The 21,240-nt window shown below is 51.6% G+C and carries 20 protein-coding genes; 4 read left to right on the forward strand and 16 right to left on the reverse strand.

What is annotated here, in order from left to right:
• Positions 1 to 241: 241 nt before the first annotated feature.
• From QKW35_RS05995 to QKW35_RS06045, 11 genes are all read right to left on the reverse strand, one after another.
• On the reverse strand, positions 242 to 958 hold the full coding sequence (locus tag QKW35_RS05995) for a hypothetical protein (protein ID WP_282351434.1): 717 nt from the start codon (positions 956 to 958) through the stop codon (positions 242 to 244).
• A 722-nt stretch (positions 959 to 1,680) separates the two neighbouring features.
• On the reverse strand, positions 1,681 to 2,949 hold the full coding sequence (locus QKW35_RS06000; RefSeq protein WP_282351435.1) for a hypothetical protein: 1,269 nt from the start codon (positions 2,947 to 2,949) through the stop codon (positions 1,681 to 1,683).
• A 138-nt stretch (positions 2,950 to 3,087) separates the two neighbouring features.
• A complete protein-coding gene (locus QKW35_RS06005) occupies positions 3,088 to 4,248 on the reverse strand; it encodes a zonular occludens toxin domain-containing protein (RefSeq protein ID WP_282351436.1) in 1,161 nt (386 codons plus the stop codon).
• A gap of 15 nt (positions 4,249 to 4,263) precedes the next feature.
• On the reverse strand, positions 4,264 to 4,563 hold the full coding sequence (locus tag QKW35_RS06010; RefSeq protein WP_282351437.1) for a hypothetical protein: 300 nt from the start codon (positions 4,561 to 4,563) through the stop codon (positions 4,264 to 4,266).
• Positions 4,564 to 4,575: 12 nt separating this feature from the next.
• Positions 4,576 to 6,108, reverse strand: a complete 1,533-nt coding sequence (locus QKW35_RS06015) for a hypothetical protein (RefSeq protein ID WP_282351438.1) — start codon at positions 6,106 to 6,108, stop codon at positions 4,576 to 4,578.
• Positions 6,109 to 6,303: 195 nt separating this feature from the next.
• Entirely contained in the window at positions 6,304 to 6,441 is a 138-nt protein-coding gene (locus tag QKW35_RS06020) for a hypothetical protein (RefSeq protein ID WP_282351440.1), read from the reverse strand.
• A gap of 43 nt (positions 6,442 to 6,484) precedes the next feature.
• Entirely contained in the window at positions 6,485 to 6,859 is a 375-nt protein-coding gene (locus QKW35_RS06025; RefSeq protein ID WP_282351441.1) for a hypothetical protein, read from the reverse strand.
• Between the two features lie 34 nt (positions 6,860 to 6,893).
• The gene (locus QKW35_RS06030; protein WP_282351442.1) at positions 6,894 to 7,190 is read right to left on the reverse strand and encodes a hypothetical protein; all 297 of its coding nucleotides are present in this window, start codon (positions 7,188 to 7,190) and stop codon (positions 6,894 to 6,896) included.
• Positions 7,191 to 7,682: 492 nt separating this feature from the next.
• Positions 7,683 to 7,973, reverse strand: a complete 291-nt coding sequence (locus QKW35_RS06035; protein WP_282351443.1) for a hypothetical protein — start codon at positions 7,971 to 7,973, stop codon at positions 7,683 to 7,685.
• Positions 7,970 to 8,287 carry a hypothetical protein gene (locus QKW35_RS06040; RefSeq protein WP_282351445.1) on the reverse strand — a complete coding sequence of 106 codons (318 nt, stop codon included), beginning with the start codon at positions 8,285 to 8,287 and terminating at the stop codon, positions 7,970 to 7,972. Before QKW35_RS06040 ends, QKW35_RS06035 begins: the two co-directional genes overlap by 4 nt.
• Positions 8,284 to 8,532, reverse strand: a complete 249-nt coding sequence (locus QKW35_RS06045; protein ID WP_282351448.1) for a hypothetical protein — start codon at positions 8,530 to 8,532, stop codon at positions 8,284 to 8,286. The genes QKW35_RS06040 and QKW35_RS06045 overlap by 4 nt, the downstream gene beginning before the upstream one ends.
• 128 nt (positions 8,533 to 8,660) lie before the next feature.
• Between QKW35_RS06045 and QKW35_RS06050 the strand changes: the two genes are divergently transcribed.
• Both QKW35_RS06050 and QKW35_RS06055 read left to right on the forward strand, forming a co-directional pair.
• Positions 8,661 to 8,945, forward strand: a complete 285-nt coding sequence (locus tag QKW35_RS06050; RefSeq protein WP_282351450.1) for a hypothetical protein — start codon at positions 8,661 to 8,663, stop codon at positions 8,943 to 8,945.
• Between the two features lie 54 nt (positions 8,946 to 8,999).
• On the forward strand, positions 9,000 to 9,665 hold the full coding sequence (locus QKW35_RS06055; protein ID WP_282351452.1) for a DUF2726 domain-containing protein: 666 nt from the start codon (positions 9,000 to 9,002) through the stop codon (positions 9,663 to 9,665).
• Between the two features lie 44 nt (positions 9,666 to 9,709).
• Here the strand turns inward: QKW35_RS06055 and QKW35_RS06060 are convergent, their stop codons facing one another.
• The 3 genes from QKW35_RS06060 to QKW35_RS06070 are packed head-to-tail and all read right to left on the reverse strand — an operon-like array spanning position 9,710 to position 11,686.
• Positions 9,710 to 10,231, reverse strand: a complete 522-nt coding sequence (locus QKW35_RS06060) for a hypothetical protein (protein ID WP_282351454.1) — start codon at positions 10,229 to 10,231, stop codon at positions 9,710 to 9,712.
• On the reverse strand, positions 10,212 to 10,961 hold the full coding sequence (locus tag QKW35_RS06065; protein WP_282351457.1) for a hypothetical protein: 750 nt from the start codon (positions 10,959 to 10,961) through the stop codon (positions 10,212 to 10,214). The genes QKW35_RS06060 and QKW35_RS06065 overlap by 20 nt, the downstream gene beginning before the upstream one ends.
• A complete protein-coding gene (locus QKW35_RS06070) occupies positions 10,958 to 11,686 on the reverse strand; it encodes a hypothetical protein (protein WP_282351460.1) in 729 nt (242 codons plus the stop codon). Before QKW35_RS06070 ends, QKW35_RS06065 begins: the two co-directional genes overlap by 4 nt.
• Positions 11,687 to 11,960: 274 nt before the next feature.
• On the opposite strand from QKW35_RS06070, the gene QKW35_RS06075 reads away from it, so the two are divergent.
• Together QKW35_RS06075 and QKW35_RS06080 are read left to right on the forward strand one after the other, a co-directional pair.
• The gene (locus tag QKW35_RS06075; protein ID WP_282351462.1) at positions 11,961 to 12,998 is read left to right on the forward strand and encodes a phage integrase; all 1,038 of its coding nucleotides are present in this window, start codon (positions 11,961 to 11,963) and stop codon (positions 12,996 to 12,998) included.
• Between the two features lie 272 nt (positions 12,999 to 13,270).
• Positions 13,271 to 13,714, forward strand: coding sequence for a PaaI family thioesterase (locus QKW35_RS06080; RefSeq protein ID WP_282351463.1), 444 nt, complete (start codon positions 13,271 to 13,273; stop codon positions 13,712 to 13,714).
• Here QKW35_RS06080 and pbpC read toward each other — a convergent pair whose 3' ends face one another.
• Together pbpC and QKW35_RS06090 are read right to left on the reverse strand one after the other, a co-directional pair.
• A complete protein-coding gene (gene pbpC, locus QKW35_RS06085; RefSeq protein WP_282351465.1) occupies positions 13,715 to 16,039 on the reverse strand; it encodes a penicillin-binding protein 1C in 2,325 nt (774 codons plus the stop codon).
• The gene (locus QKW35_RS06090; RefSeq protein ID WP_282351466.1) at positions 16,036 to 20,967 is read right to left on the reverse strand and encodes an alpha-2-macroglobulin family protein; all 4,932 of its coding nucleotides are present in this window, start codon (positions 20,965 to 20,967) and stop codon (positions 16,036 to 16,038) included. Before QKW35_RS06090 ends, pbpC begins: the two co-directional genes overlap by 4 nt.
• Positions 20,968 to 21,240: the final 273 nt, after the last annotated feature.

Here is a 21,240-nt window from a genome sequence, read left to right on the forward strand (position 1 = left end):
TCTCCTAACAAGAGCTGATTAGATACCACACAAAAGAGATGAAGCCGCTATACACGTTCTTACAAATGCACCTCGCGTGGGGCGATATTATCCACGAACTAGCAAGAAGTTGCGCGGCTGATTTCATAACAACCGCACTTGGCGTAACTCGTTGATATAGAAGAATACGAATGCTGCCGCGATTGGATTACAACCCTATAGCACGGCAACTATGTGGAAAGAATTGGGAAAGCGAGCCGCACTAACTCGCTGTAGCGGATAGTTTCAGCTCCTTGGGGCGAAAGGTTAGGGTCGCACCATAAAATCCTAACAACTCGGCATACCGTAGTTTCTTGTTCAATCGCTTACAAAACCTATCGTGCTCGTCTCGGAACTGATCATACTGCCTAACCAGTTTTTCAAGTTCTGCTCGCTCACTCTCGTATTTGAACTCAACCGCTCGGTCTACAACTAGGCGATCACATTCCCTTAGGTAGTTTTCGATGTAACCTACAGATTCCTTCATCGAATAGTTCAACAGAAGGAAACGGTCATACGCAGGGGCATGGAGACTATCGTAAAACGACGATAAACCGTGCAACGACCGACTCGCACAGCTGTAGGATCGGGGACGATCACTCCCCCACTCCAATCTTTCAACCTTGTCTACTAATTCCTTTACCACACGGGATTCAGCAAAGATTTCTTCGTAGTCAGCGATATTCTTTGATAGTAGGACTCTGTCTCTACGTTGGTGCCATTTTTTACATAGCCATGCACCAAGCTTCGAATGGGACACCATCAAAATGAAGGAGAGCACCGACAACAGACCAATTATATAGACGATCCACTCTGCTTCAGGAATTTTCGCCCCTATCACAGCAACCAGTATTAATGCTGTTGTAACGAAAATATCAACCAGACTCTTCTTTGAGCTTGTGTCTGGCTTAGTGCGGTAATGAGATTCAAATTCTGACACTGTCCCTGTCTCCAATAACTTGAGAAACTATTTGTAAGGCGCAACTTTAGAAGCTAAACATCGACTACGCAAACACTCCTAATATCTTTGCTGATCTAAGAATTTTTCCTAATTTTCTCCTCAAGCTGCCAGAAATCCACCATTTTCTTGCTAACAAAATAAGCACTGCTACTACTTCAAGTACGCCTTTCCAAAAACTAGAAACTCTCACGGTCAACGAAAATGGAACCAATAGAGATCCGAACCGAGAAAGTACACACCATCATAACTTTCAATGACGATGGTGGTTTTACAGCTGAGTGTACCGATGAGGAAGGGAATACTCGTTCATACGGTAGCAGCAGGTCATACCAAAAATACAAAAAAAGCGGTGGCACATTGATAGGCTGTCCCAGCTGTAATGGTCTGAGCCATTGTGAAGTGCTAAATGACTCCCACCTAAAGTCAGGCATTAATAGATTTAGGTCAAAAAGGAACCCTGCAAAAGAAGGTATTTCCTTCACAAAGTGTTTAAGAAGACTGAGACGCTGCAGAACCTGCTTCTATGAGTTTTATACAGTAGAAGTAACAGAAGACGACTTAGACGCGATCATAAAGAAAGCGAAATCAGTGCCTAAAGTTGTATACAACAGAGTAAGAAGTGATGCGGTGCTTGCGGCCCCAAACTCATTAGTAGCGCTACCTACGAAAACAAAGCACTAAATGAGCCCTGGGCCACAAATTCAGCTAGCTAACTTTGATGCCAATCTGCGTTTTTTCAAACCTTGCTCGACAGCATCATAGAGGTCACCACGGCTGATCTTCCGCGCCTTACAATAGCCCATTAGATCGGCCCATATCCCTGACCGCTTAAGAAAGGCCCATGCTTTAGGAGCAGTAACCCCATTACGAGCAAACAGGCTAAGCATGTTGCCCAGGGCAAGACATACATTCTTCTCATTTCCAACGCCTGGTGTTTTGTAAGTGCGCCGATAATCGAAGCTTTCGGAAGGGGGTCGAAAGTCTGCGTCTGTAGTGAATAGCGTCCAGATCGGAGCGACATAGGATCGATTGTGATCAAGCCGGAAAGAGGAAAGTGCATAGCGCCACAGGCCGCCCAGGTGTTCATATATATCCTTGTACTGCTTCAGCTTCACGTTATTAGTTTCGGCAAACTGATTGACCACAGTGTGACTAAAACGGGCTTCTAAACGCCATACAGGACTGTCAGAGTCATAGACAGTGTTGAAGTCCTCATCGACAGCGGCATATCGACGCCATTGCTGTTCAAAGTAGTCAGCCTTATCGTGAACCAACATCTCTTTGGATTTGTTGTATACGGCAAACTGTAAGCTACTGGCCGATCCGAAACAGAAGCTTTGCCCTTTACCGTAAACAGCAGCCACACCCGTTCCATCTACCACTAGCTCCGTAAAACCGTTGTGATCAGAGACACGACGAGACCGGCAAACAAGCTGAGCATCCAAATCCGCTGGAGCTTCCCAACCCTGAACATCTAGAGCCAGATGTATTGCGACACCAGAGGGTTGGTATTCACCGTCAGATGACACCTGTTCTGCCAAGTCATCAAGCATGATCTGGATTGAGTCAGGACAATGAGCAGATAACAGCTTAGGTGAGACTTCGATCTTGAAGTGAGTTGCGGAATTCTCGACCTTTGCGTAGTTAGATTTCACCAATAGAATCAATCCGAATTCAGCGTTTTGAAGCAGGAATTGGAAACCTGACTTCCCTCCCCTACGTAACAGCCATTCATGACCCGCAAAGAATACAAATGCTTCCCGACTGGCTGAATCTTCTAACGCCTCACCCCATTGTCCCAACAACTCTTCATTCGGTTGAAGCTTGTAGAGCTGCCGGAGCGTATCAACAGAAGAATATAGGAGCTGAACAGAACTCAAATCGTAAACAGCATTAGGACCAACGAAGATTGATCCTTTTTCGTTAGGTAAAAAATTCTCGTCTACACGTTCAAAATGTTGCTTGCCCATAAGATGGTCCCTTATGAAATGTTGTTGAGCTGTATGAGGTCGTTATTTAGTTACGTTGTAATTTCTTCTAACGTGCTACAGGGCCGTTCGCGGCGGCTGCAAATTTGTGGGCTCACGCGAGGCGTGAGGTGCTCAAATTTACAGCCGCTGTCCAGTGTGTCTGTTCGTCTGTCCGAATGGATCAATAGGCCACTGGCGAACAATGTGCTCGACATCGCCTTTCACCAGGAGAACACCATAGGGCTTCACTATGACTTCCCATCCCAAGGCTTCTAGCTCGTATTCCCTGAACAGCTCTTTCAGGTGCAAGGTGGTATCCAATGCCTGTATCTGGATGATGCGCCTTCCATCGTGAGTGACGGCCATGCCTGCAAGTCTCAGCCGGTACTTGGTGGCGATCTCATCCACGTAATCGATAGGCTCAACCGGCGCGGGTGGGAGCGGTGTAGCAGTAGGTTCAGGAGCGATCTTGATCTGTCCGGGTGCTACGTCATCCACCTGATTGAATTGCTTGTCTATGTCCTGGAAGGAGGTTTGAACGGTGGCAGGTTTGTTGCTGACGGCTTCTAAGGCTTCTTTATTGGATACGCCAGTTCCAGAGAAGATAGTAGTTGCCAGATACCACACGGCATAACCGGCAATACCCAACGTGGCCGGCACACCCAGGATAAGCTTTTTGCTCTTCAGGAGGTTAGTGCGGTCATCTTCGAAGGTGTCGAAATTACTGGTGCCGTCCGAGTGGCTTTTATACAGACCAAAGTACTTTTCTTCGTACGTCCGTGTTCCTGACTTTATCTTGACGAACTTGATGCCCTTGTCGGTACGCTTACCCTGGTAAGCGGTCCACGTGTACTTGTTCGGCCTGCCAACCATGTCTTGCGTCTGCATGACGAACTTCTTAGCGCACCGGTTACGCCAGATGTTATGCACATCATTAATGTCCTGTCCCATGCCAATGATGTCCTGACCTTCGTGACGGTGCTCAGTAACAAACTTTGTCATTTCATCGCTGAGTGTCTGCCGTCCCTTCGGCCAGAAGTTCTGCATCTCATCGATGACAACTAACGCATCTTTACGAGCGTGCTTGTAGATCTCGCGTACTTGTTCCCGCGTAATCTGGATGAGTAAGGTTTTGAGTTCATCCAACGGTACCGCGGTCACTTCAGCGAACTTGTCGTGATTCAGACCCTCTATGTACGCATCCACAGGGCGACCTTTCTTTAACTCTTCCGCGATGTAATAGACAGCCGCTTCATATGATTTACCTGCGCCTGGCAGGCCTTCCATAAACATGAACATGGTTTATCTCCTTTATTACCACTGGAACAGGGTGAACACTTTGCGAAGTAGTCGAGCGCTGACACCGGCACCATAGATGGCAAGTGCTTCAGGTATGCCGGTTTGATCCATCATCCAGAGCAGCGTGGGTGGGAAGCCACTGACCACGGTTTGAAGGCCGGTGGTGATGAAGTCAGGAACGGGGATCAGTTCGATCAGACCGGCGATCGCATCAAGCAGGCCTTTCAGGATCTTTACGGGCAGATCACCCAGGAACTCGGTCAGGTCTTTGAAGAGGGACTTGAGCCATTCGATAACAGAATCTATTGCATCCATCTCTGCACCTCCTTAAAGAACGGCCACACGGAAGGCGGCAAATGAAGCAACGGCGATGATGACCCAATAAGCAGCGCCCATGATCTGAACGGCCATCGCTGAACAGTGCTGATCGATCACGACAACGGTACCGTCAAACTCGACGGTGCCAGATTCACAGGAACCAGCCACTGAGAGATCAAAGAAGCCGTTAACACCACCGACAAACTCGGACTGACCGACCCGATCGGTGAAGTCGGTCATGACGCTGGAATAGCTCAGCTCGGTATCAGGGGAATACTCGCCTTCAGACGAGGGGCCTTCGTAGTCCTTACAGGAGATATTGTCGGGATTCTCTTCACAGAAAGTTTTACCCTGCTCGGATGGATCTTCAGTCGCGGCAGGGTCACCGGTGGTTGGGCCTTCTGTGGTTTGGCTGGAGGTTCTGTTGCCTGCTGGATCGTAAGTATCGACGGTGCGTGTGGTTTGTTGTGCTGAAGCACCGCTGCCCGCCGTGACGGTGATCCGGCTGGTGCTGTTGTCGATGTTGTAGACCGTCTGGGGATGTTGCGTATAGCTGATGTTGTTTGTGGTCTCGACAGTCTTTGAGCCGTCTGCGTTGGTCGTCGTTGTGGTGGTTACCGTATCGGTGCGGGTGATGCCGTCTGATTGTGTGACAGTGGTGATGTCGTCCCTGGTTTCCACTACGGCACCATCACCACGGGTTTCAGTTGTGGTGACGGTTTGGGAGGTGATCTGTTTGCCGTCCAGGTTCTCAGTGATGGGATCGGTTTGTGTAGTGGAGGTACGTGACTCCCTGGTATCGGTGTTGGTGTCTTCTTCCTTTACGAAGGACTCAGGATCACCGATGACAACAGATGTGGCTTCGTCTTGTCCTGGTTCACGTGCTTGGCCAGTAGCAACATACGTCGAGAAGCGGAAGCACTGGCCGCTTGGGGAACACTTCACTTTAGTGTCTGGATTAACGTCACCGCCAACGCCGTTACCGTCAGGAATGGGTATGGCGTAACCGCAGCCGTCAGCAGAGAGACCGCCGCCGATCTCAATGACCATGCCACCTACTGGAATGTCTTCTACAAAGACGCCGTTATTAATGGTGCCGTTGATTGGGGTGGCGATTCGCTTAGGTGTTCCTGCATTTGGGCAACTAGATGGCTCTGTACCACAAGCCTCAATCAGTGCTGCGTTACCAGTTGACTCAGGATCAGCAGGGCAGGCTTGCTTTAAGAGAATGGTGTAGGTACCACCTACGCCTTTCTCTTTATCACCGATACACCTGCTTTCGGTTATGAAAATGCCGGTGCACCACTGATCGTACTGCGATGTTTGATAGAGATAGCAAACGTATTGATCGGCGTTGTAACCGTGTGGACCTTCCGCCAGCGGGTAACCTTGGTATGTAGCTGAGCTGTTATTAACAAAATTCTGGCAAGCTTGCTCGGGTGTGCCCGCTGGCGAAGCATTCCACCCAGACCAGTAATACCCGTCATAAGCCAACGCAGACGTAGCCGTAACAAACGCAATAAAGAACACCGCAGCAACCACGATCTGATTACCAGGATGCCGCCACTTGAAGTTAGGCCGAAGCCACGTATTTACCCTCTGCCATTTCTGAAGCCTTGAATGATTGCCCATGCGGTCAACCCTCCCATGAATGCGTAGAACATAATCCAAGCCATTAGCGCCCCCTTGAACGAAAAAGGAGGCCTAAGCCTCCTTTCCCTCGACGATCCGAAGCGCTTAGCCTCGGAACCAGCCGATAACCTGGTTGAAGCCCCACTTGGCTACACCTGGCAGGATCTTGATCGCTGCGATAGCAGTGATCGCGGTCACGATGGTGGTTGCGTCGATTGCAGAAGTAATTGCGGTAAAGTCCATGGTTGTTTCCTCTCAAGAATGCGGAACGAATCCGTCCCCCGATTTAATCGCTACCGACTCTGTCGGATATGAAGTCGATAACACTGCCAAACGCCCACGCCACCAGATAAGCGATCATGGGCAACGAGAACCCAAGCGCGAATGCCTGAGCTAATTCGATTGCCGTTGGTAGCTGGAACATGCCTGGCATCTCTAGCACCTGATTGAGCTGGTTGATGGCCTGTGTCAGGCCCTCAACCGTGGCATCATTCAGTACTAATCCGGCATCTGTTCCGCTTTCCTGAGTTATGGCCCCCTCGGCCTGTAGCAGGGCGATCACCTCAGTCTCGGAACGCTCGACAAAGACAGTGGAGCAGTTCCACCAAGTGCCGGAGCTATCCGTTCTGATCGTGCCTGTACAGGTCGCGTAGGTGGTCATGTGGCCTTCCCCTAATCAGCCCTCAGGTCTTTGATTAAGCCTTTGCCTGCTGCTGAGCCGGACGTTGAACGGGTTCAACGGAGACCACTTTGAAAGCCATCTTCTGACCTGCACCGGCAACCGGACGCGCAACGACCTTGCACTTACATGGAAGAGACGCGCGGAGCTTATCGACAACCTCGTAGTCAGCGGTCATCTTCATCACTTCCAGTCCGGCCAGATCATCGTTGCTGCCGTCGTTGGACTGCGTCATGAGTATGGAACCGCCACGGTTACCGTCCATGTTGTAGCGTTTTGCCTGGATTACATCGCCTACCATTTCAACGTTCATCGTCATTTCCCTCTCTGGTTTATCAGCGCTGCCCCGCCGAGAAAGCGGGACGCCTCAGTTAACACATCCGCAGCCCTGGCATCGGACTGCCGGAATCTTTAATGGAGCCTTGATCAGTGCTCCGCATCCTTCACAGAGGTGCCACCGTGTGCATGGGGCTTTCTCTGTGAGCGTGTAGACCGGCCTTGCGGTTGGCGCCGGATCATGCAGAAAACTCAGTGTGCTTGAAGGACAGGTGCAGGCTGCGAGACTGTTACCGCACACAATGCAGAAGCCGCGTTGCTCTGCTGTGCGTCGGGGTGCTTTCTCTCGATATTCCCGCGTTACTGCCATCCTTGAAGTCCTCTGCGTTTCGCCTGTTTTGGAAAGGATTCAGAAAGCGAACCCTTACCAAAACCGAGAGGCGACCTTGCTCTGGTTACGCCGTGAAAACCGCTCCCTTGCCACGGCAAAACAGCAATCAGGGAGCGGGGCAGTTACGGATGCCAGCCGTCAGGGTTTATCGTGGCGGGGACCATCCGCCACGCCCCCAGGTGCTACCTCATTAGCACCCACACCGGGAGTCGGAAAATCTTTCCAGGTGACTGCCTCGATCTTGCGAACGATGGCGTCGAGTTCTGCTGCGCGACAGTAGAGGATCGCTTCCTCTTCGTCGGATACACGTAGTGCACCGTCCCGGAGCTGGACGAGGCGTTGTTCTGCCTTTTCCAGATCGGTGCCGAGCAGGTTGCTGATGGTTTCGATCTGGTCGGTATCGAGTGTCAGGGTGTAGGTCTTGCTCATACCCGCCACCCCGCAATATTGCGTTCCAACTCTGCCAACTGAGCCAACCAGCGTTCACAGATCGGAAGGACGTTTTCTTCAGATGGGAAGGTGAAGAACGAGTCCAGGTAGAACTCTGCTTTGGGTTCGATGACTTTGATAAAAACGATGCTTCCAACAACGAACATCGCATCGACACCGCGAGAACGAAGCCGTACAACCTCAGCTGAAACCTCAGATATCTTTGCGGCTTCCAGATCGGAGAGAAGCACCCCACCCTCTGGTAAGGACGGGAGATTCATTTGTGAAACAGGGGTAACTGAATTGCCTTTCATGCTGCTGCCTCCTTGCATAATTTCGCGATAGCAACCAGATTGATGTAGCGCGTTGGGCGTTTACCTGGACGCGCTGGGGTTAGCTGCACATATGGAATTTCTCCGCGATCCATAGCGGAGGTGATAGCCGAAGCCGAACAACCTACAGCTTCGGCAAACTTAGATGCGCGCATAACAGGGACTTGCAGACCAAGCTGCTGGACCTCATCAAGCGCGGTCAGGAGATTGAAGTTGCCGTTTTCCATTGCCGTTATTCCTAATCAGAGCCGTATGCGGCTATAATTAATGAAGCGAATTACCGTGTAGATATTATTCGAATAAATATTAATCGCTAAGATATAAGCGAGCAATATTTACTCGATGGCATTTTTTTATGAATAAAGACCGATTAATAGTTTTAATCGATTCGTTAGGTGAGCCAGAACGGAAGAAGTACATAGCCTTCTCCGAAATCACTGGCATCAAAAAAGATACGCTTAAGAACCTCTGCCGAGGTCAGCAGCGCTTTAACGATGAACATCTTGAGGCAATAGCCGCAGCATACCCGCAGTACAAAATGTGGTTTGCGTTCGGTGAGACTCACCCAGAGATAGGTCAGATCAGCCCAGAACTGGAACAAGTGGCTGACGACTTCCGCGAAACGGGAACGGATACCTAATAGCGCAAAAAATCAGGAACACCTGGTATCACAGAAAGCAGGGAGGGCTTTAACGTGGAATTCTTTTTTATCTTAATCGCAGTGGGTGTGATCCTTCTCATCCACTATCTGAAAGCGTCCAAAGCAGAACGCAAACCTCGTCCTAAATCTGAACCGAAATTCGGCTCTGGCAATGACGACTCTTCCAACCTGGCTCCAAAGCTGGCGAGCGATCAAGACGCGTATCACTACGAGCTAAACCCTCGCTTATTCACCCGAGCGGAAACATCATTCTTCCATGCCTTAGAAGCAGCGGTCGACGGTAAGCTACGTATCTTCGGTAAGGTGCGAATTGCGGACGTGCTGAAAGTGAAGAAAGGTCTCGACAAGAGCCAATGGGGGTTCCAGTTCGGCCGCATCAAAGCGAAGCACTTCGATTACGTTCTATGCACACCAAACACTCTAAAAGTCGTTTGCGCTATCGAGCTGGATGACAGCTCCCACCAGAAACCGGATCGTGTAAAGCGAGATGAGTTTGTAAATGCGATCTGCAAGGAATCGGGCTTAAAGCTACACCGCTTCAAGATACAGAAACACTACAACCCCCTAGAAATTAGCGGTCGAATATTTCCGCCAAAGCCAAGAGTCGAGCCGGTCAATCCGCAAGCGGTTATCACTGACATCAAGCAGTCTCTCGATGAGAACTCTGACATGCTTAGAAGGGAAAGAAAGAAAAGTTAATATGCTTTTTTCAAGGCAGTGATTACACTGCCTTAATATCAGCCTTAAATTTGCAATGCTTTTAACAAACTTGGAGTAAGGCGGTCAGTATCTACACGCCCAGCCTTATGAGCCTCCAAAATAATCTTTTTAACTTGCCCTTTTGTCAATCTAACCACGTTAGGGTTTTCGTCAACAGAGTCTCCTGCAACCAAAGAGTTTATATACCCTGCAAACTCGCCTATCTTCTTGTAGTTAACATCGATAATATCCTTATGAGTTTTATCTTTATCCTTGATAAAACTATTACCCTCTATCTCTTGTATATCCAGACCAATGGTATCTCTAATATAATCACCATCTAAAATCACAAAATACACTGTAGCCAATGATTGAAGAACACCAACATTAGCTAATACCGCTTCCTTTATATCGTCTTCACTCTCGGATGCAGAGCACCAAACAGAAAGTGTGTTCTTGGATGTTTTCAAGCAATTTGTAATAGCGTCAGCAGAAAACTCAGGAAGCCCTCGATCAAAATTCGGCTTCCATTTTGAGTATTCTATTTTACGAACAAGCTTCTCCATAAATCTCTTCCTTAAGGTCGCATATAACTTGCTCTAAGTACTCCTTGAGCCACGGCTTTTCTATCGCAGTAAACTGCTCAAGATAATTAAGAGAGTCTTTGTTTGACCACCCTTCGAACGCTCTTATCCCAGCCTCAACAACCTCATCATTTACGTTAGAGAATGCAGATACAGCCATAAAGGGACCGATCGACGATACTAAGTTATATGGCATGCGAGATAGAAGATTCAACAAATAAGAAAAGTCATAAGGATCATGCATCCTTTTTCGGGCAAAGTCAGAGAATAGCTTGCAGTAGCGCTCTTGGTTTAAGCGAATCATTTTCTCAAGATATACTTCAGCTTGAGATACCATCCCATCCTCAAGGCTTTCAGTTCTTATAAAGTTTTCCAGCGTCTTAAAGAATACAAAGTCTTGTTTATTCCTGTCCGCTCCTATCACGAATACTGACGGAACATCGCTTGAAGTACTTTGGTCATCCCCCAACTTAGAAGAAACACCGGACTCTTTAAAAATACTTAGAGCACTCACTGTGCGATTGTCTAAGACCTTTCTCCAAGCACGTTCACTAGTATAACTAAGAAACGTAGGTTCAATAGGGTAAGACGCATCACGCGTGCTAGATCTAACAGGACTTTCTCCAACAAGAATGGACGATAGATTTTCAAGCCTGCGAGATTTAGATAACGCTGGATGAATATGATCTATGGTTATGTGTTTAAAAGTCACAACAAATCGCCCCAACCATTGCTAACCACTTCTCCACGCTGAATTACGCCTCTAAGTGCATCACCAATAGTATCTTTATCAAATCTTGATTTTTTATTTTCAGCAAGTGTATTAACGTCAAGTTCAATATTTACGCCTTTAAAGTTCAGCTCAGAACCGGCCACTTCGAGAGTTCCCTCCGCCTCATTCACGACAGAAATACTATTCAGGCTTTCGTTAAACCCGCCGACAGAACACTCTGAAACTGAATTTATCTTCACACCATAATCAGATATAGGAGCTTCATAAAAATCAGGCACTGAAACAAAGTTTTGCCAAAATTCTGCAAGCCTCTCTTCTGGAACCCCATCAAACAAAGAAGTCACATTTAATGCAACTCTCTTCGCAGACATATCATACTCAGCAAAGAGCCGCTCAAAAACATCCCTAGCTTTGTTCGAAAAATCGACTAAAGAACCCATATTCGAGCAATCTACATCAGTACAGTTTTTAACGACAAAAACTCTAGACATACCGATAAAAAGACTCCATTCGTCATCAACACTATTTAGCCTAGGACGCAGGATATCAGGCCCACCGGACTCTGACTTTTCCCTGAAAGTAGTTGGAATCCAGCCATACTCACCAAAGACATCTAACAGTCTTTTAACGTTTTCAGCATTTGGCTCAATCTCTTCACAATTAACAAAAGCCTGAGCCTGATACTTTAAGTCCAATCGTGTCATTACGCTTACCCATTTTCCCTATAAATATAAACGCAACTTATTTTCAAAATAAATTACGTCCATGTATTCTTTCAGCCACTGAGAGCTGAACTTTCCCTACCTGTTAGAACACTAAAAGCCCAACACTTGAAGGCCAACTATACGTTTCCATACAACTAACAAGGCAAGAAATCATATCAGCCTCAGTTTAGCAGCCACCAACATAGAATGCTGCATGTTCTGACTTGCATGCTACTGTAAAGTTCAGCACTTTGTAGGCTCCAAAGGTGTACCAATGATTCAGAGGATCAATAACAAATGGAAAGTAGACATCCGCCCAAACGGCCATGCGGGCAAAAGGATCATTCGTCTCTTCAACACAAAGGCCGAAGCACTCAACTTCAAGAACCACATTCTTGCCCAAACTGCTGCGGGCAAGGAGTGGAACCCTGCCCCCAAGGATAATCGTCTACTCTCTGAGATCATTGAGTTGTGGTGGACCCATCATGGTCAGACTCTCGCTGCTGGAGCTGACCAAAGGCGCATTCTTGATCTGTTCTGCAAGGCATTAGGCGACCCGATCGCACGGACGATCACCACGGAAGATATTCATAACTGGCGCTCCGAGCGGTTGGAAACGATAAAACCAAGCACACTAAACACGCAAATGATCAGCGTGCGAGGTTTGTTCAATATCCTGCGTAAGCAAAAGCTGATCGACTATGAGAACCCGGCAGCGCCGATCAAGTCGATAAAGGTACATGAGAACAGCAAAGCGTTTCTCTCTGCCGGTGAGATAGAGTACTTCCTGAAGGCTCTGGATTCACACCCAGATAGAGATGTGGCTGTAATCTGTGAGGTATGCCTTGCTACCGGCGCACGCTGGGGAGAGGCTATGAAGCTGCACTATAGCGAAGTACACCCCGACCGGATAACGTTTAATAACACTAAGACTAAACGCAGCCGTACTGTTCCAATTGAGCAAGCACTCTACGAAAAGATCATGGACGGTAGAACACCTGGTAAGCGACTATTCCGTTCATGCCGTACAACTGCTTCACGGGTGATCAAAGGCACTCTGAATGTATCTGAGAACCAAGCTACTCACATTCTGAGACATACCTTTGCCAGCCACTTCATTATGAACGGCGGAAACATCCTGACGCTTCAAAAGCTACTTGGCCATGCTAACCTGGACATGACTCTGAAGTACGCCCACTTAGCGCCAGATTACCTGAAAGAAGCTGTGAATCTGAACCCTGCGAAAATCGCACGGGAAAGAATTGGGAAAGATTCAGACCAAGAGCAAGCAACCATAACTCTAGCCCGTTGATTTAAAATGCAATTTCTAAACAATCCGTCAGTTGGCGAAGTTATCCACGAACTGCACCTAAAACCCACCCATTTATCGGTCGAAGGCGCAGCAGAGCGCTGTGGTATTATGCCGGAACAGTTCCAGTAGATTATCGATAACCGATAGAGGATCGGCTAAGAGCTGTCGTTTGACTTTAACACCGCCCAATCCTTCAGACCGCCTCTGGCGCAGAATCGTCCGCAGGCACAGGAAGAAGAACAAGACAACAACGCCACAACAGGATGACAGCAATGTCAGCAACTGAAGCCCACTACCGTGCGCTGGAGCGCATGCATCAGGCCGCACCGATCAACCAGTATCTGGAAAGCACAATCTCCGTAGAGAAAGGCAGCTCGACCATCCTTAGCAACGTGTCTCCGAGCTACTTCCATGCCGCCGGATCCATGCACGGCTGCCTCTATTTCAAGGCTCTGGATGATGCCGCCTATTTTGCTGCAGCCAGCCGCAACCGCTCCGAGTTTCTGGTCACCACCGGTTTTACTACCTATATCACCCGCGCCGTCAGTGAAGGTCCACTGACCACCAAAGGCACGCTGATCAGTGCCGGTAAACAGTTACTGGTTGCCGAAGCCGTGATGTACGATCCTCGCGGGCGAGAAGTGGCGCGAGGCAGTGGCACCTTTATGCCCAGCGGTAAGAAGCTGTGTGACCAGCCCGGTTACAGTAATCGCTGATCAGTGTAGCACCCGGATCTCCACCATATCCGTACTGCCCTGCTGATCGACCACGCTGATCTGATAGGTCCCCGCCTCCATTAGCTGATACGGCAGGCGCTTGCGACTGCGGCCAATATATCCTCCATTGAGATACCAATCCCGGTAGCCACTGCCTCCTTCCGCTTCCAGTGTTATATCCAGGGCCTCATCACGATGCGCACCCGGCAAACGCAGTTGTGCCTGATCTGGCCAACTGATGATCTTCAACGGCGCTGATATGGCAATCGTCGAGGTGCGGCAGGCTTCCGCCAGAGTTGGCAGGCGGTGGTGATTACGCCAGTAGACCGGAATCCAGGGCTGCACGGCGGTGGGCCAGAGCGCGATCTGTTTTGTGATTAGCGTGTCACTGAATAAACAGGTCGGATCACCCCGCTCGCCGCTACTGCTATCCATCCAGATACGGCTGAGGACCGGTTGCAGGTTCAGATCGGTGCCCTCCGGCAGCGTGTACGGCGAAGTGTCATTCAACAACCACGCCTGATGGCGTTTCAGGCAGTTATCCCCAGCGTTCTCTTGACGCTCGGCGCTTGTACCCAGCGGCCAGCAGATCGGCAGGCGACTGACCGATGCTGGCTGCGACAACGGCTTCGCTGATGGCAACGCGGCATGGATACCAAACAGCAACGGCGCTGCGGTTACCCGGCCGTATCGCCCGGGGCTGGCACTGCCGTCAGGCCGTCCTACCCACACACCGATGGTCCACTCGGCGGACGTGCCAATCGCCCACGCCTCACGATAGCCATAACTGGTGCCTGTTTTCCAGGCCAGATCCCAGCGCTGAACGGTTGTGTTGCCAATCCGCCGGTAAGGATGTTGTGCCAGCATATCCTGCACAATCCAGGCTGCCCCCGGCGACAACAGGTAACGTTCCCGTGTCGCCTGTTGTGGAATCAATCTTGGCTGAATCGACTGGCCTGCCCGCGCCAGTGCGCTGTAGAGCCCTACCAGGGATTCCAGCTGCACGCCGACCCCTCCCAGAATGACCGAGGTATTGGGAGTCACGCTACCGGGACCAAAGGTTTTAAGGCCTCCGTTTTGCAGGCGGGTGATAAAACGATCTGCGCCGAAATGCTCGATCAGTTGCACCGCGGGAACGTTCAGCGAGCGCTGCAAGGCTTCAGTCGCAGTCACCGGGCCGTTGAAATGACCGTTAAAGTTGCCTGGCCGGTAATGGCTCTTGTGGCGGGGAGCATCAATCAGTAGGGAATGGGAATGGATCAGGCCTGCATCCAGGGCAAAGCCGTAGAGGAAAGGTTTCAGCGTCGAACCGGGGGAGCGCACTGCCTGGATGATATCGACCTGCCCGGCTCGCGTCCTGGACCAGAAATCCGCCGAGCCGACATAGGCACGCACCGCACCGTCATCGTTGCGCATCGCCATCACTGCCACAGAGTGCTGGTCGCTGAGCGATTCACTGTACTGGCGCACCATGGTTTCCAGCTGCACCTGCAAGTCGAAGTCGATCAGGGTGTTGATCACCGCGCAGTCAGGGCAGTCCTGATATAGCCGACGTGCCAGTAAAGGGGCAACGTTGGGCATTCCCTGTGCAAAGGTGACCAGCGGTTCCCGGCGGGCATCCTCCACCCTCGCCTGCGGCCATTTCCCAAGTAACAACATGCGCTGCAGCACTTTGTCCCGCGCGTTCCTGGCGGTTTTGGGGTGGCGGTCGGGGCGGTATACGCTTGGACGTTGCGGCAATACTGCCAGCAGCGCGGCCTCAGCATCGGTCAACTGCAGCGCGGGTTTGTCGAAGTAGTAGTAACTGGCCGCCTGTACACCCGACAGCGTGCCCCCGAACGGAGCGATATTGAGGTAGAGGTTGAGGATCTCACCCTTGCTGTAATGCCACTCCAGCTGCAGCGCCCGCAACACCTGCAGCAGTTTGCCGCCATAACTGCGATCATGCGGATAAAGTAACCTCGCGACCTGCATCGTCAGGGTCGATCCGCCGGAAACCACACGACCAGCGTGCAGGTTCTGCCAGAATGCCCGCACCAATGCCAGCGGATTGATCCCAGGGTGCTGGTAGAACCAGCGGTCCTCGTACGCTAACAGCAGCTCAAGGTACGCCGGCGACACCTGTTGCAGGGTCACCGGATAACGCCACTGGTGATTTTCACCGGGAAAGGCGCGCAGCGGAGTTCCGTCTTCCGCCAGCACAACAGTGCTGACACGTGGTTCCGCGGCCACCGGATAGCACTGATCCAGTGACCACAGAAATACCAGCAGCAATAACGCTGAACTGAGAGCGCCCACACCGCTCCATTTCAGCGTGCCGCTCATTGGTCCTCGGTAATACGCAACAGGCCAGCATCGACACCACTGTGGCGTAACTCTGGGTGGTACATATCTTCGGCGAACGTCGGCGGTAGGGTAAACACACCGGGCGACACAGCACGCGCCAGGTAGAAGATACGCCCACGTTTACGCCAGGCTGGGTTGAGAGCGATGACGTAGCGATCATCACGGAACTCCTGGTGGCGGATATCCAGTTCCTGCATCAGGCTGGTCACGCTGCTGCCTTTGATCTTCAGCTCGTCCAGATCGTACGAGGTGGCCAGATTCTGGTTTTCCAGCTCCAGGCCCGCGGGCAACAGGTCCACGATCAACAGGTGGTTCATATCCTGACTTAAGCGGTATGTCAGCTCAACCAGGACTATATCGCCGGTCTGCAACTGCGGGTTTGCCAAAGACTTACCATCTAGCGTATAGAAACGCCGTTGAAGCTCGATACCCTCGCTCTGCGCATTCGGCAGCATACGACTGTAACCACTCAGCGTTGCACTCAGGTATGAATGGTTGGCGCTCAGATTACGGATTGTCAGGCCATCGTGCAGCGAATCCAGGTCATAACGACTCTGCAGCTGGTCCAGCTCGCTCAGCACAAGGGTTTTATCCCCGAGTGTAATTTCGGCATTCAACTTATCCACAGGCACTTTTTGAAGTGCCAAGCCAGCCAATACCAACGCGTTACGCTCCTGGGTACTGAGCCATTGGCGGCTTTTCAGACGCCCGTCCAGCTCAAACAGTAATGGTGACCATTGCGCTTCCGGCAAACCCGCGTCCAGCCCCCAGTAGAGCGCCAACGCAAGGTCACGCACTTCACTGCCGTAGGTACTGCTATGGAATCGATTGCCGTTAAATGCCACCAGAGCCTCTTGCAGGGCTTTCGCGGCCCGCTGCGTGTCTCCGGCCTGGTTCAGCGCCAGTCCCAGCTGATACAAGCCCAGCGCCGACCAATGTGTGCCTCGGTTGTCATGCAACGTGCGCAGCTCTGCCAGACGCGCCTGCCCGCTGCGTGCCAGCACCTGTGCAGCATAGGCACCCACAGCAAACCGGGCCCGCTTGTTGTCACCGGCGTATTCATCGTAGATCCAGCGAGGGTTGCGCAGGTAACGCTGCACCCGCTGCAAGGCTTTCTGCAGATTCTGCTCCGGCACGCTGTAACCCCGTTCCCGGGCCTGCAACAGGAAGTCGGTGACGTACACGGTCAGCCAATACTCTTCGGGACTTTGATTACCCCAGAGTCCAAAACCACCGCTGCTCTTCTGCATGCCCAACAAACGCTGAATCGCCAGTCGAATGGCATCCTGACGCGCCGTTTCACTCTCTCCCTCAATGCCCAGCTGTGCCAGTTGCTGTTGATTGACGAAAAGCTGCGAGAACACACCACTGGTGGTTTGTTCCAGACAACCGTATGGATAGGCACGCAAAGCCTCGATGTGCCGCCCCACCGCCAGTGGGGGACGTGAAGAAAGGTTCAGAGACAGCGACGCCCCCGCAGACATCAGTGTACTTAGCGGTTCAGTAGGAAGTACAAAGCTATCACCCTGAGCAAGCGCTTGCTGCCAGCGGTATTCACTTGGAGCCCAGGCAGGACGGGAACTCAGATACCAACGACGACTGAACTGTGACAAGGCCTCCGTTTCGAGACCTTCCAAGCCACGGAAATGGATATCGATGGTGGCGCGTCCGAACTGTTCCGTGGCTTTAACCGGGATCTTAATCAGCCTGCGCTCGTTATCCGCCAGCACCACCGGCTTCGCAAACAGCTCTGCTTCGGTCAGCAACTCGAGCCCCTGATCCAACTCCAGCTCAACCTTCACATGCTGCTCACGCCCGCTCAGGTTGTGAAGTTGCAGGGCCAGCTGAGATTCGTCTCCGATCGCCAGGAAACGCGGTTTCACCAATTCGGTCACCAGTGGCGCGGCAACTTGCAGCTCCTGCTCGACAGAACCGAAGCGGTCCTCGCCAAAGGCCACCGCCATTAAGCGCACCCGACCATTAAAATCCGGGAATTGAATTGGCAGCTGTACCTGGCCGTTCTCGTCCACCGCCACCATGCCGCTGAACAGGGAGACGATCTGCACATCCGAGGCGGGCTGATCGCCACCTCGCTGCAGGTCAGCATCACCACCAAAACGCAGCGTTGCCAGCTCGCCATCGTCTGCATCGATTAGGGCACCGTAGCTGTCACGCGCATCCACGCCGTAGCGACGCTGGCCAAAGAAACCGTCAAAAGGATCCGGAGTATCGAATTCGGTAATGTTCAGGATCCCCAGATCCACCGCCGCCAGAGTAATACCCAACTGATCGGGTAAGTCACTGCCCTTACCGGCCGTAATCTGTAATGGAATATTCAGAGCCTGCTCCGGCAGCGCTTTGGCGGGCAACGTCATCGTGATATCCAGCTTACGTGCCTCACGGGAAAGCTTCAGTGGCTGAATCCCCATCATCCGGCGTGGTAAGCGGGTCGCACGAGTTTCGCCCGGCTGGACGAGCAACACAGACAGATACAAGTCGTGACGTTGCCAGGATGGATCGACCTGCAACTCAACCGTTCCCCCCTCTGCAGGCACGCTTATCTTTTGCCAGTGCAGCGGTTGATCGCCTTCAACGACCAGGTAACCCTCACCCGCCGCCGGTGGCTGCAAACGTACCTGAACCGTATCACCCTCCTTATAGGCAGCTTTATCCAGTGACATACCAATACGGTCAGGACGTCCGGACAGCGCCTGCTCCTGCTCGCTCCATCCGGCTTTAAAGCGATAGCTGCTGATCAGGCCAGTCTGCCGATCTTTAACCTCCAGGCGGTAATAACCCCACTCCACCGGTGCTTCAATCTCGGCGACCTCTTCCGCACCAATCGACATTGTCTGACTGAACACCGGATAGTGGCGCTCAGTATAGTGATTACTCCAGCCATCGCCCTCGGAATACACCCAGTGGTAACGGCGGTGTTCACGTACCAGCGTGATCTCCAGATCATCCCGCGCCAGCTTGTTCTCGCCGTCGGTGTACACCAGTTCGAAGGCAGCGTTGCCGTTATAGTCTGTAGTGTTATCAGCAAACAGCGGCCGGATGCCAACCAGCTTGTCGGCAGGCAACACAAAGCTGGTGAACGCACGGCTGACCGGCCTCCCTCCCATATCCTGCAGACTTTCGAACAAACGCAGCCGCAGCGGAGCCCGGGTCTTTTGCCAGAACGATTTGACCGTCAAGACTGCGGCCCCATGCTCGTTCAATTTGAGGTCGTCCAGATCAACCCGTCTATTCAAGTCGGTGTAGCGGATATCGCCGAAGTGATAATCGGCAAATTTTTCAAACGGCGTCGCGTGCATAGCCGCAACCAGTTCAGACTGCAGTTTGTTACCCGCAGCAGGTGCGCCGTAGAGGTACTGGCCAGAAACGTTCACTGACAGGCTATCCTGTGGCGTTATCTGTTCAGGCCCGTCCAGCTCCAGTGTCATTCGTTCCGGCAAGAACTCTTCCACATGAAAGCTATATTCGCTCTGAGTGTGGTCAGGCAGCTGTACCAGCAGTGACCATCGTCCTGTGGGCTGATCAGCCGCTATCGGGACGGTTACCTCGTAATAATTCAACGCCCCCGGTGTGATCGTTTGGGTGCTGACGATACGTCCGTCCGGTTGCCGCAATGAGGCCTGCAGCGGGATACCGGGCACCATCTCACCGTCACGTCCCCGAAACAGGCCACTGACGGTGACCTTCTCGCCTGGACGGTAAAGGTCTCGTGCGGAATAGAGAAACAGCGTTTGTGCCTGCGGCTGTTTGCCGGTGACCGGGAATTCGGAGAGGTCCAATGCCGGACCGTATAGGCGGACCAACGTGGTGTCATCGCCCTGACTGGCGAGGAGCAGTCTCGGTGACCTGTTTCCACCAAGATCCAGCTCACCAAAGCTGGCTTGCCCGTCAGAAGACGCGCGTTGCTGCGCAACCACGGTGCCTTCGGCATCCAGCAATTGCAGATCCACATCGCCAGCCGGTTTTGCGGTACTCAGGTGGCTGATATAGGCGTCGATCTGATCCTTATAGACACGAAGGTGGACACCCAGATCGGTCACGGCAAACCAGGTTGCCGGATAGCTGTAGTTATAGTCACCCGCTTTACGCATCACAGCCAGATATACACCTTTTGCCTGTAACTTCTCGATCTGTTTTATCGGGATATAGCTGGTTGCCTGAGCGTTACGTTCCACATTGAGATCGAAGCGTCCGGTATAAACCAGTTCAAGATCGCGCAGATACTCCCTCACCTGCCAGAACTCCTGCTGCCCGGCCTTGCGGTTATCGTTCAGGAAGCGTGGCAGTTTATCGGAGGGTATTCGGAAAAAATCGATATCAACGGAGTCGGCATTCCGTGATAACACCGGCAGGCCTTTGGTCAGCTTGTGTGCCAGCAGGTTACCGCGTCCGACAAAGCCTAGCATCGGCGAGAGGGCTTCGGTTTCGATAGTTACGCTATACGCTTCAGCAATGGCCTTATCAAGCTGAGACGGCATGCCCGCAAGCACGGTCACACTGTATTTAGCTTCTGGCTTGAGATGGGGAAAATAGAGTGTAGTGGCGTTGTCTCCAGTAGCCCATTCACCCGATACCGCATCACCTTGGGCGGTTTCCACCTTAAGCCACTGGGAAAGAGGTTGGTTCACAGGTACAGGCGCGGTGAAGGTAACCGCTGCCGCCAAACGTCCCTGATAAAAATCGGGGCTTACATCAGCAACCGCAAAGGTTGTGTCGGCATACCTTAGATCCGGTTCCGCCAGTTCTGGTTTTGCCTCTAGTGCAGCCTGAGACTGTTCTGCGCCTGGTGAGCTTTGCGTGTTCGTCTGTCTAGACTCTTCTTCACCACATCCTGCAAGCAGTGCAAACACAAACAGCAGAAAGGACCAATACACAGGTTTTGCCGACATTTTTCCACTCCCTGATAACCTGAGGCTTTACCGTTAAGTGGAAATAGTAGCATGTAGATTTTGAAGGGACGCTTAACAGGGTCCGCAAGACCCACTTTTTATCCGTAGGTTGATCAACGCGCAGCGTTGCCCGGCGGCCTTTAGATTTGCGCGCTTAGGTTCGTTGAGCAGTGTTGGGATCGCTAAAGCGATGACCAACCTACAGGCTATAAGCTGAGCCTGAAGGTGTTTGGGCCGTAGGATGTAGGGCCGCTTTCAAGCTGCCGGCACCCT

The sequence above is a fragment of the Pontibacterium granulatum genome, from assembly GCF_029961155.1.
Lineage (GTDB): Bacteria > Pseudomonadota > Gammaproteobacteria > Pseudomonadales > Balneatricaceae > Pontibacterium > Pontibacterium granulatum.

What these genes read in the sequence shown, in the direction of transcription:
- QKW35_RS06020 (WP_282351440.1), bottom strand. Translation starts at nt 6,441, where the DNA reads ATGGACTTTACCGCAATTACTTCTGCAATCGACGCAACCACCATCGTG.
- QKW35_RS06090 (WP_282351466.1), bottom strand. Translation starts at nt 20,967, where the DNA reads ATGTCGGCAAAACCTGTGTATTGGTCCTTTCTGCTGTTTGTGTTTGCA.
- QKW35_RS06080 (WP_282351463.1), top strand. Translation starts at nt 13,271, where the DNA reads ATGTCAGCAACTGAAGCCCACTACCGTGCGCTGGAGCGCATGCATCAG.
- QKW35_RS06035 (WP_282351443.1), bottom strand. Translation starts at nt 7,973, where the DNA reads ATGAGCAAGACCTACACCCTGACACTCGATACCGACCAGATCGAAACC.
- QKW35_RS06070 (WP_282351460.1), bottom strand. Translation starts at nt 11,686, where the DNA reads ATGACACGATTGGACTTAAAGTATCAGGCTCAGGCTTTTGTTAATTGT.
- QKW35_RS06010 (WP_282351437.1), bottom strand. Translation starts at nt 4,563, where the DNA reads ATGGATGCAATAGATTCTGTTATCGAATGGCTCAAGTCCCTCTTCAAA.
- QKW35_RS06000 (WP_282351435.1), bottom strand. Translation starts at nt 2,949, where the DNA reads ATGGGCAAGCAACATTTTGAACGTGTAGACGAGAATTTTTTACCTAAC.
- QKW35_RS06050 (WP_282351450.1), top strand. Translation starts at nt 8,661, where the DNA reads ATGAATAAAGACCGATTAATAGTTTTAATCGATTCGTTAGGTGAGCCA.
- QKW35_RS06025 (WP_282351441.1), bottom strand. Translation starts at nt 6,859, where the DNA reads ATGACCACCTACGCGACCTGTACAGGCACGATCAGAACGGATAGCTCC.
- QKW35_RS06040 (WP_282351445.1), bottom strand. Translation starts at nt 8,287, where the DNA reads ATGAAAGGCAATTCAGTTACCCCTGTTTCACAAATGAATCTCCCGTCC.
- QKW35_RS06075 (WP_282351462.1), top strand. Translation starts at nt 11,961, where the DNA reads ATGATTCAGAGGATCAATAACAAATGGAAAGTAGACATCCGCCCAAAC.
- QKW35_RS06030 (WP_282351442.1), bottom strand. Translation starts at nt 7,190, where the DNA reads ATGAACGTTGAAATGGTAGGCGATGTAATCCAGGCAAAACGCTACAAC.
- QKW35_RS06045 (WP_282351448.1), bottom strand. Translation starts at nt 8,532, where the DNA reads ATGGAAAACGGCAACTTCAATCTCCTGACCGCGCTTGATGAGGTCCAG.
- pbpC (WP_282351465.1), bottom strand. Translation starts at nt 16,039, where the DNA reads ATGAGCGGCACGCTGAAATGGAGCGGTGTGGGCGCTCTCAGTTCAGCG.
- QKW35_RS06060 (WP_282351454.1), bottom strand. Translation starts at nt 10,231, where the DNA reads ATGGAGAAGCTTGTTCGTAAAATAGAATACTCAAAATGGAAGCCGAAT.
- QKW35_RS06005 (WP_282351436.1), bottom strand. Translation starts at nt 4,248, where the DNA reads ATGTTCATGTTTATGGAAGGCCTGCCAGGCGCAGGTAAATCATATGAA.